We start from the raw sequence: 10,038 nt of genomic DNA, 5'->3' as shown, positions 1-10,038 counted from the left end.
GGGCTGGCAGGCGGTGATCGTGGCGGCGGTCATTACGCTGCCGCTGGGCTACACCAGCTCGAAGGAATACGCCGAGCTGGAGTGGCCGATCGACATCCTCATCACGCTGGTGTGGGTGGTCTACGCCGTCGTGTTTTTCGGCACCATCATCAAGCGCAAGACCCGCCACATCTACGTGGCCAACTGGTTCTTCGGCGCTTACATCGTCACCATTGCGCTGCTGCACATCGTCAACAACGCTGAATTGCCGGTGACGATGTGGAAGTCGTACTCGGCCTATGCAGGTGTGCAGGATGCGATGGTGCAGTGGTGGTACGGCCATAACGCCGTGGGCTTCTTCCTGACCACCAGCTTCCTGGGGATGATGTACTACTTCGTGCCCAAGCAAGCGGAGCGTCCGATCTATTCGTACCGTCTGTCGATCGTTCACTTCTGGGCGCTGAACTTCACCTACATGTGGGCGGGCCCGCACCATCTGCAATACACCGCACTGCCGGACTGGGCGCAGTCGCTGGGTATGGTGTTCTCGCTCATTCTGCTGGCGCCGTCGTGGGGCGGCATGATCAACGGGATCATGACCCTGTCGGGCGCGTGGCACAAACTGCGCGCCGATCCGATCCTGAAGTTCCTGGTGGTGGCGCTGTCGTTCTACGGCATGGCGACGTTCGAGGGCTCGATGATGTCCATCAAGACCGTCAACGCGCTGTCGCACTACACCGACTGGACCATCGGCCACGTGCACTCCGGCGCGCTGGGTTGGGTGGCCATGATCACCATCGGCTCGATGTACTACATGATCCCGCGCCTGTTCGGGCAGCAGAAGATGTACAGCACGCGGCTGATCGAGGTGCACTTCTGGATCGCCACCATCGGCGTGGTGCTCTATATCGCCGCCATGTGGGTCGCCGGCGTCATGCAGGGCCTGATGTGGCGTGCCACCGAGGCTGACGGCACGCTCACCTATAGCTTTGTCGAAGCAGTGAAGGCGACGTACCCGTTCTACATCATCCGCCTGCTGGGTGGCCTGTGCTTCCTGAGCGGGATGCTGCTGATGGCATTCAACGTGTTCAAGACCATCCAGGGCAGCAAGGCGGTGGATGCGCCGATCCCTCAACCGGCCCAGGCCCCGCTGGTCGCGGCACAGTGAGGAGACGAACATGAGCAACCAACAAAAGAGCTTCTTCTCGCACGAGACGCTGGAAAAGAACATCGGCTTGCTGATCGTGATGACGCTGGTCGTCGTCAGCATCGCCGGGCTGGTGCAGATCGTGCCGCTGTTCTTCCAGCACTCCACCACCGAGCCGGTCAAGGGCATCGCGCCGTATTCGCCGCTGCGGCTGGCCGGGCGCGACATTTATATCCGCGAAGGCTGCGTCGGCTGTCACTCGCAGCAAGTGCGTACGCTGCGTGCCGAAACCGAGCGCTATGGCCATTACTCGCTGGCTGGCGAATCGGTGTTCGATCACCCGTTCCTGTGGGGTTCCAAGCGTACGGGGCCGGACCTGGCGCGCGTGGGTCAGCGCTATTCGGATGACTGGCACCGCATCCACCTGCGCGATCCGCGTGAGGTGGTGCCGGAATCGAACATGCCGGCCTACGCATGGCTTGCCAAGACGCCGCTCGACAGCAGCGACATCGAAAAGAAGATGCACGTGCTGCGCCAGCTTGGCGTGCCCTATACGGATGCACAGATTGCCGGCGCGCGTGAGCAGCTTGCCGGCAAGACCGAAGAAGACGCCGTGGTGGCCTTTCTGCAGGGCCTGGGCGTAGAGCTGCGTAATGTGCGCGATGTGGCTGCGGCACCTGCCGCGTCGCCCGCCACCGTCGCTACCAAGGAGTGAGCCATGGCCATGCTGAGTGCAATTGCCACTGCGGTCTTCCTGGTGCTGTTCGTGGGGATCAGCTGGTGGGCGTTCTCGGCGCATCGCGCTGCCGCCAACGCGGAATCGGCCATGCTGCCGTTTCTGCTGCCCGATGAAGCCGAGGTCGCCGGCGCACGCGCAGACGCGTCGCGCCCACATCAATAAGGACACAAGATCATGAGCGACTTCATTTCCGAGTTCTGGGGGTACTACATCTCGGCGATTGCCCTGGTGGGTATCGCCTGGTGCATTTGGCTGCTGTTCTCGCAACGCAAGATCACGATCGCGCCCGGGCAGCAAGCCGGCGACGACACCGGCCACGTGTGGGACGGTGACCTGCGCGAGCTGAACAATCCGTTGCCGCGCTGGTGGATGTGGATGTTCTTGCTGTCGTGCATCTTCGCCTTGTCATACCTCGTCCTGTATCCGGGGCTGGGTGCATATGGTGGTGTGCTGGGTTTCTCCACGCGCGGCGAGCTGGCCTCGCAGCGTGCTGCAGCTGATGCCAAGGTGCGCCCGCTCTACGAGCGCTACGCCGGTATGGACATCAAGCAGATCGCCACCGACCCGCAAGCACACGAAATCGGCCAGCGCTTGTTCCTGAACAACTGCGCGCAATGCCACGGCTCGGATGCGGGCGGCTCCAAGGGCTTCCCGAACCTGACCGACAACGACTGGCTGTATGGCGGTGATCCGGAAACGATCCTCACCACCATCACCAAGGGCCGCCATGGCGTCATGCCGTCGTTGGCAGCGGTGGTGGATGCCAACCAGGCCGCCAACGTGGCCAACTACGTGCGCTCACTGTCGGGCCTAACCTATGACCCGATCAAGGCGTCACGTGGCGAGTCGACCTTCAAGTCGGTCTGCGCCGCGTGCCACATGGCCACCGGCAAGGGCAATCAGGCGCTTGGCGCCCCCAACCTGACCGATCGCGTCTGGTTGTACGGCAGCTCCGAGGCAACGATTGTCGAGACCATTCTCAAGGGTCGCGACAACACGATGCCGGCACACGAGAACCTGCTGTCTCCGGAGAAGATCCGCATGCTGGCGGCCTATGTGTGGGGGCTGTCGAACAACAACACGAGCGCCCAGCAATGAGCGAACACGAACCCGGCTGGCGCCCCATGACACCTGCCGTTGCAACGGCGGGCTCGGACGACACGCCTACCGAGCAGGCGCTCTACGAAGTCCGGCGCAAGATCTATCCGCGCTCCGTGACGGGGGCGTTCGCACGCTGGCGCGTGTGGATGGTGCTGGCCACGCAAGCCATCTTCTACGGTTTGCCGTGGTTTGAGTGGAACGGGCGCCAGGCGGTGTTGTTCGACCTGGGGGCGCGCAAGTTCTACCTGTTCGGGCTGGTGCTGTGGCCGCAGGACGTGATCTACCTGACGGTGCTGCTGGTGCTGTCGGCGTTGGGGCTGTTCCTGTTCACGGCGGTGGCGGGGCGGCTCTTCTGTGGCTACGCCTGCCCGCAAACGGTCTACACGGAAATTTTCATGTGGATCGAGCGGCATATCGAAGGCGACCGCTTCGCTCGCATTCGCCTCGACGGTGAGCGCTGGAGCCTGCGCAAGCTGCGCCTCAAGTTGGCCAAGCATTCGGCCTGGGTGGTGATCGCGTTGTGGACGGGCTTCACCTTCGTCGGCTTCTTCACGCCAATCCGCCATCTCGGCATGGAGACTTGGACGCTGTCGCTCGGGCCGTGGCAAACCTTCTGGATGCTGTTCTACGCGTTCGCCACCTGGGGCAACGCCGGTTTCCTGCGTGAGCAGGTGTGCCTCTACATGTGCCCGTACGCCCGCTTCCAGAGCGTGATGGTCGACCCCGATACCTACGTCGTCACCTACGACACGCAACGCGGCGAGCCGCGCGGTAGCCGTTCGCGCAGCGCAGACTTCGCGGCGCAAGGGCTCGGTTCGTGCGTGGACTGCAGCATTTGCGTGCAGGTGTGCCCGACCGGCATCGACATTCGCCAGGGCCTGCAGTACGAGTGCATCGGCTGCGGCGCCTGCATTGATGCATGCGATCAGGTGATGGACAAGATGCGTTACCCGCAGGGCCTGATCCGCTACACGTCCGAGCGTGCGATGCACGACCGGCTCACCCCGAAGGAGGCACGGCGCCATCTGCTACGCCCGCGTGTGCTGATCTATGCCGGCATCATGCTGGTGCTCATCACGGGCTTCATCGTTGCGCTGACGATGCGCCAGCCGCTCAAGGTGGACGTGATTCGCGATCGTGGTGCGCTGGCGCGTGAGGTGGACGGCGGCAAGATCGAGAACGTCTATCGACTGCAGTTGATGAATGCCTCGGAGCAACCCGTGCGCGTGACCATCACGGCTGAAGGACTGCCACAGCTGGAGGTGCAGGGTGGCCGCGGTGAATCGACCACGCTTGAACTGGCACCTGCAGCCAACCGCCTTTTGCCGATCCGCGTGCGTCGTCCGGCGGATGACCTGACTGCCGGCTCGCACAAGATCCGTTTTGTGATCCAGGCAGACAGCGGCAGCGACAGCCTTGTGCTGCGTGAGCCATCGAGTTTCATCGTGCCGCGCTGATGCGGTTTTTAGAACAGGAGACACAGATGCAGGCAATGCAATCTTCCGCTCCGGCCCGGCCATGGTGGCGCGAGCCTTGGCCGTGGCTGCTGATGGCCGGCCCCTTCGTCGCCATGATCGGGTGCGGCGTCACCATCTGGTTGGCCGTGTCGCATCCGGATCCCGTCATTCATGACAACGTCGTACGGCGCGGCCTGGTCGTCGAGAAGCCCGTCTCCGTGCCGGCCCATGCCGCCCACGGGGAGGTCCGATGAAACGCCGCCTGCTGATGTGGATTCTCTGGCCCGCGTTTCTATCTGCGGCGCTGGCCGAGCTGGTCGTGTTTGCGGTGGTTGACCCGGCGGATCTGCGCTTCTTCGGAGAGCAGATCGCCGTGTCGGCCGAGGCGGTCTACACGGTGTCGTTCTTCGTGTTCTGGTTGCTGTGCGGATTGTCCAGTGCGCTCACACTGTATGTGTCGCCGGGCATCGGCAAGCTGGAGGCGCATGAGCATCCGCTCGTGTGAGCGGATGTCCTGCAAGGGGGCGGCCTAGTTGGCTTGGCCGCTCATCACTTGGCGCAGGCCAGCCATGTCGATCAGCTTGACGTGGCGCTGGCGGATCTGGATGAGACCGGCCTCAGCAAAGCGTGAGAACAGGCGGCTTACGGTTTCGAGCTTCAGGCCCAGATAGCTGCCCAGTTCTTCGCGGCTCATGCGCAGCACGAACTCGGTTGACGAATAACCACGCTGGGCTGAGCGCTTGGACAGGTTCAGCAGGAAAGCAGCAAGGCGTTCTTCGGCGCGCATCGAGCCGAGCGTCAGCAGCATCTGGTGATCCTGCGATATCTCCTTGCTCATGATGCGCAAGAACTGGTGCTGCAGAGAGGGCAGCCGGCGCGAGAGCTGCTGCAGTTGGTCGTAACGCACCACGCAGACTTCGGTGTCTTCCAGCGCGGTGGCATCCGACACGTGGCACATGTCGCCAATGCCATCGAGCCCGACGATCTCGCCGGGCAGGTGGAAGCCGGTGATCTGGTGGCGACCGTCTTCCAGCGTGAGATGCGTCTTGAGCGTGCCGAAGCGGATGCCGTACACGGCTTCGAGCGGTTCACCGAGGGCGTAGAGCGTCTGGCCTTTTTTGATGCGGATGCGCTCGGCAACCAACTCATCCATCTTGCGCACGTCTTCCGAATTCATGCCCACTGGCAGACAGATCTGGCCGAGTACGCAAGTGGAACAACGTGAAGCTTGGTCGGTGAGTGCGATTCGTGTGAGCACAGGGGGGGCGAGTGAATTTCGAGTAAGTGAAATGAGAAATTCTTGTGATGCAACCGCGGCCTATTATAACGGCGACCATGCTGATATCGGATTGTTCCGATAACGTGAATTGCGCGAAATGCACGGAATTCCCGTCAGCAAAACAATAACTTTGGCCCATATCAAAAGAGCGTCAAAAAGATGAATGTTGCCGCGCTCGTGAGCGTTTTTCTGATCGCATTGCTCGGTGGTGTCCATTGCCTGGCGATGTGCAGCGGCATCGCGTTGGCCGCTGAGCGCGGGCAGGTGCCGGTGCGGATCGTTTCGCGTCGCCGGCTGGCGTTCGAGCAAGTGGTCATGCACGCTGGGCGCATCAGTATGTACGCGGCGTTGGGGGCCATCATGGGGGCGCTCGGTGCCACGGTTTGGCGCCAGCAGTGGCTGCCGATTCAACGCGGATTGTTCGCATTCGCCAGCGCTTTGCTGCTCGCTTACGGCCTACTTCTGGTTGTGCGCACCACGGGTGATACATGGCGCAATCCTTGGGTGGAACGTGTGCTTGGCCACCTTGCCGGCGCGCTGTCGAAAATGGGGGCACAACTGGGTGGAAGCCTGCATCACAGCCCGCCATTGGTGCGGCGCTATGTCACGGGTTTGGCATGGGGGCTGGTACCGTGCGGCATGGTTTACGGGGCACTGGCGGTTGCGTTGTTGGCGGGCAACGCGGCATCTGGGGCGGTTGTGATGCTGGCGTTTGGTCTGGGCACGTTGCCGAATCTGCTGATGATGTCCGGGTTGGCAGGCTGGTTGCGGGGGCTGTCTCGCCAGAAGTGGGCGCGTGGCGCGGCGGGCGCCGCCATTGCCGCCTTTGGCGTGTGGGGGCTCGTATGCGCCGCATGGCTGCCGGAGATGCTCAACGCACATGGTTTTTGCCTGGTGCTGTAGCTGTTTGAATCACCCGCAGATCGCCATTTGGCCCTGGGCGGAGCACTAGGACATCTTCCCGGTTGCGGCACCGCAGGAAATTGCCCTACAATCAAACACAATTCGACTCGCCCACCGCGCAGATCAACAATCCCAAGCGCGGCGCCAAGCGACGCCATCCAGCGCAAAAGCCGCAGAAATGCCGCCCTGGACAGTCGATTCGGGCTGGGTGTCAGTCTTCGTTGGCAGCCGTCCGGTGCAGTATCCGTCCCCATGGCGGCGGAAGAAATTGCCCTTGTGGTGCCTGACCGGCACCGGATCAACTCGCTCCTCCGGCCCTTTTTGCGGGCATAGCCACTGCGTTTCGGTGCAAGGCCGCAGGTCCGTGCGGTTCTTGCGCGCCGGGCCCGGGCGGGCAACAGCATTCAGACATACCGCGTGCGTCGCGGTGGGACGACAAACCTCAAGCGTGATGGCGACCCGCCGGACGCGAGTAATGACGAGCCGCTCAACCGAATGAATACCCAAGAGGCGAAAATCGTCCTCGAGACCGCGCTGATCTGCGCGCAGGACCCGTTGCGAGTCAATGACTTGCGCAAGCTGTTCGACGAAGATGTTTCTGCGGATACCATCCGCGTGCTGCTTGAAGAGTTGCGCCAGGATTGGCTTAACCGCGGTGTCGAACTGGTTGCGTTGGCGTCGGGCTGGCGCCTGCAGAGCCGCCCTGAGATGCGCGTATATCTCGATCGCCTGCATCCGGAAAAGCCGCCCAAGTACTCGCGTGCGGTGATGGAAACGCTGGCGATCATCGCGTATCGCCAGCCGGTCACGCGCGGCGACATTGAAGATATTCGTGGCGTTACGGTCAACACGCAGGTGATCAAGCAGATTGAGGATCGGGGCTGGATCGAGGTGATTGGTCATCGCGATGTGCCGGGCCGCCCGGCGCTGTATGCCACTACCAAGCAGTTTCTGGACGACCTCGGGTTGCGCTCGCTGGATGAACTGCCGCCGCTCGAAGATGCCCGTGCCCAGGCGCAGGCAAGCCTGCTGGAGCAGGGCGCAATCGAGTTTGAGGGCGGGGCGATCGCGGTGCAGGAATTGACTGCGCTGGTCAACGATGCACCGGCGGGTGTGGAGGGCGAGCGTGCTGAGGCGCCTTCTGCCGACGGAACTGAACCGCTAGTAGCCGAAGCGGCGAAAGTGGATGCGCCTGTTGTGCGCGCTGAGATCGAGGCCACCGCCGAGGTCCAGGTGAGCGGGTCGAGCGCACCCGAAGCTGAAACCGAAACCGTTGAAACGGAATCGGGAGATCCAAACAAGACCGTGGCTGAGCCGTCAGCGGCTTCCGCGAACGAACACTCGTAAGCCATGTTTGCCGCCCAGTCGGCGCATGGTCTGAACCACTTGAATTGAAAGACGTTGTGAGCACCCTGCCAGATTCCATGGATACACGTATGCCGGCTGATGCCGACGCTTCGGCACCCCGTCAAGAGGGCGCAGGCGATGGCGCTGAGTCATCCGCGCCGCGCCGCAAAGGGCTGCGCAGGGGCTTGCGCAACCTGGTCGCGTCGCGCCGCCAGCAACAGGATGGTCGCCCAGAGGGCGATGCGCCTGCGAGCGAGGTGGCTGCCGATGCTGGCCAACCTGCCCAACCACGCAAAAGCCGCGCCCCGCGCGCCCGTAAGCCGAAGGAAACCCCGGGCAGCGATGCACCGGTGGTGATGGAAGCCGCGGCAGCAGTCGAAGTCGCTCCGGCAGAGGGCCCGGGCGAGCGTGGCGAGCGACGTGGTCCGCGTGGCCGATTCGGCAAAAACCGTCGCCGCCAGGGCGAAGGCCAGCCGGCGGGCGAGCGCACCGAAAATGCCGACCGCAAGAGCGCCAATCCTGGCCGCGGTAAGGGTCAAAGCCGTAACGGTAAGCCGCAACACGGCAAGACAGGTGACCAGGGGCGAGGCAAGCAAGGTGGCAAGGGCGGCAAAGGTTCTGACGACGTCTTCCAATATGTGATTTCCGGGGCGTACGACTCGGAAGCCGATGCTGGTGGCGCATCACAGCCGAGCAAGGTGCGGGAACTGACCGCCGAGGACGACGCCCCCAAGCTGCACAAGATCCTGGCGGATGCCGGCCTGGGCTCGCGCCGCGACATGGAGGACCTGATCCTGCAGGGCCGTGTCTCTGTGAACGGCCTGCCGGCGCACATCGGTCAGCGCATTCTTGCCACCGACCAGGTGCGCGTGAACGGCAAGCTGATTCAGCGCAAGCTGCCCAACAAGCCGCCGCGCGTGCTGCTGTACCACAAGCCGGCCGGCGAAATCGTGAGCCAATCCGATCCGGACGGCCGTCCGACCGTGTTTGATGCGCTACCGCGCATGAAGACCGGCAAGTGGGTCGCCGTCGGCCGCCTAGACTTCAACACCGAAGGCCTGCTGATCTTCACGACGTCTGGTGACATCGCCAACCGCTTCATGCACCCGCGTTATGGCGTCGAGCGTGAGTATGCGGTGCGTACGCTGGGCGAACTTGCGGAAACCGATCGCCAGAAGCTGCTCCACGGTATCCAGTTACAAGACGGTGAGGCCAACTTCCTGCGCTGCGCCGACGGTGGTGGCGAGGGGGTCAACCACTGGTACCACGTCGCCCTGGCAGAGGGGCGCAACCGCGAAGTGCGTCGCATGTTCGAGGCGGTCAACCTGACCGTGTCGCGCCTGATCCGCACGCGTTATGGCAGCTTTGTGTTGCCGCGCGGCCTGAAGCGCGGACGCTGGCAGGAGGTGTCGGCAGAAGACGTGCGTACGCTGATGGGCACGTTGGGTATGAAGGTGCCGGCGGCCAGCTCGGGTGGCCAGCAGAATAATCGCCAGGGCAACCGCCGTCGCGAGGTGCCGGTGCTGATGGGGCCGATGTCCTCAGGCTTTACTGGTGAGGCGAATTTCCAATCGCGTGGCATGGGGGTCGAGAACGGCAATCGTGCAACGCCGGCGCCGCGTCGCCAGTCCAGTCCACGTCAGCCGGACCCGATGCAGACCTCCATGGGCTACATCAATGTTGGCGGCCCGACCACGTTGACGGCGCGCACCCGGATGGGTGGCCGGCCGGACGGTCGTGGCGGTGCAGGTGTAGGTGCGGGGGCAGGTGGCGGGATGCGTGACGGTAACCGCGCGCCAGGCAACAAGCGCCCGGGCAAGGGTGGTGGCGTGCCGAGCGGCAACAAGGCTGGAAGCAAGGCGCGCAGCGGCGGTGGTAATCGCGGCGGCAAGCGTTGAGTCTGGTGGCGCTGTGTGCGGTATCCGCCGCAGCGCCAGATTTTGTGGTGCGTCCAGGGCAATTTTTGCGTTTTGCCCAGAGACGGATTACAATATGAGTCTAATCAAAAGTCATCCTGTAGAAGATGGGCGAATGATATGGGCGTTGCGCCCATTTTTTTTTGCTTCGGCAGGTTGGCAGTACCGGG

At 63.1% G+C, this 10,038-nt stretch carries 11 protein-coding genes; 10 read left to right on the top strand and 1 reads right to left on the bottom strand.

Translation table 11 applies throughout. The features are described 5' to 3' along the window. The 7 genes from ccoN to JHD73_RS14290 form a co-directional block, all read left to right on the top strand. Nucleotides 1-1,147: cytochrome-c oxidase, cbb3-type subunit I (gene ccoN, locus JHD73_RS14320; protein ID WP_199030942.1), on the top strand; the 1,147-nt coding region annotated here is incomplete at its 5' end. A gap of 10 nt (nt 1,148-1,157) precedes the next feature. Continuing rightward, nucleotides 1,158-1,841, top strand: coding sequence for a cytochrome-c oxidase, cbb3-type subunit II (gene ccoO, locus JHD73_RS14315; protein ID WP_199030941.1), 684 nt, complete (start codon nt 1,158-1,160; stop codon nt 1,839-1,841). A 3-nt stretch (nt 1,842-1,844) separates the two neighbouring features. Then, nucleotides 1,845-2,027 carry a CcoQ/FixQ family Cbb3-type cytochrome c oxidase assembly chaperone gene (locus JHD73_RS14310; RefSeq protein WP_199030940.1) on the top strand — a complete coding sequence of 61 codons (183 nt, stop codon included), beginning with the start codon at nt 1,845-1,847 and terminating at the stop codon, nt 2,025-2,027. A 12-nt stretch (nt 2,028-2,039) separates the two neighbouring features. Continuing rightward, a complete protein-coding gene (gene ccoP / locus JHD73_RS14305) occupies nt 2,040-2,963 on the top strand; it encodes a cytochrome-c oxidase, cbb3-type subunit III (protein ID WP_199030939.1) in 924 nt (307 codons plus the stop codon). Continuing rightward, entirely contained in the window at nt 2,960-4,423 is a 1,464-nt protein-coding gene (ccoG, locus tag JHD73_RS14300; protein WP_199030938.1) for a cytochrome c oxidase accessory protein CcoG, read from the top strand. The genes ccoP and ccoG overlap by 4 nt, the downstream gene beginning before the upstream one ends. Before the next feature lie 26 nt (nt 4,424-4,449). Next, entirely contained in the window at nt 4,450-4,677 is a 228-nt protein-coding gene (locus JHD73_RS14295; protein WP_199030937.1) for a FixH family protein, read from the top strand. Continuing rightward, nucleotides 4,674-4,928, top strand: a complete 255-nt coding sequence (locus tag JHD73_RS14290; protein WP_169340260.1) for a hypothetical protein — start codon at nt 4,674-4,676, stop codon at nt 4,926-4,928. Before JHD73_RS14295 ends, JHD73_RS14290 begins: the two co-directional genes overlap by 4 nt. 24 nt (nt 4,929-4,952) lie before the next feature. On the opposite strand, the gene fnr is transcribed toward JHD73_RS14290, so the two are convergent. Then, entirely contained in the window at nt 4,953-5,681 is a 729-nt protein-coding gene (gene fnr / locus JHD73_RS14285; protein WP_080981278.1) for a fumarate/nitrate reduction transcriptional regulator Fnr, read from the bottom strand. Between the two features lie 180 nt (nt 5,682-5,861). Between fnr and JHD73_RS14280 the strand changes: the two genes are divergently transcribed. From JHD73_RS14280 to JHD73_RS14270, 3 genes are all read left to right on the top strand, one after another. Beyond that, the gene (locus tag JHD73_RS14280; RefSeq protein ID WP_199030936.1) at nt 5,862-6,605 is read left to right on the top strand and encodes a sulfite exporter TauE/SafE family protein; all 744 of its coding nucleotides are present in this window, start codon (nt 5,862-5,864) and stop codon (nt 6,603-6,605) included. A 495-nt stretch (nt 6,606-7,100) separates the two neighbouring features. Next, a complete protein-coding gene (gene scpB / locus JHD73_RS14275; protein ID WP_199030935.1) occupies nt 7,101-7,952 on the top strand; it encodes an SMC-Scp complex subunit ScpB in 852 nt (283 codons plus the stop codon). 89 nt (nt 7,953-8,041) lie between these two features. Then, nucleotides 8,042-9,850: a pseudouridine synthase gene (locus tag JHD73_RS14270; protein ID WP_199030943.1), complete on the top strand. Its 1,809-nt coding sequence runs from the start codon at nt 8,042-8,044 to the stop codon at nt 9,848-9,850. The last annotated feature ends 188 nt before the right edge of the window (nt 9,851-10,038 follow it).

The organism is Ralstonia sp. ASV6 (assembly GCF_016429285.1).
GTDB classification, from domain to species: domain Bacteria; phylum Pseudomonadota; class Gammaproteobacteria; order Burkholderiales; family Burkholderiaceae; genus Ralstonia; species Ralstonia flaminis.
The sequence above is the reverse complement of the archived record's forward strand: the minus strand, read 5'-3'. Positions and strand labels throughout refer to the sequence as shown.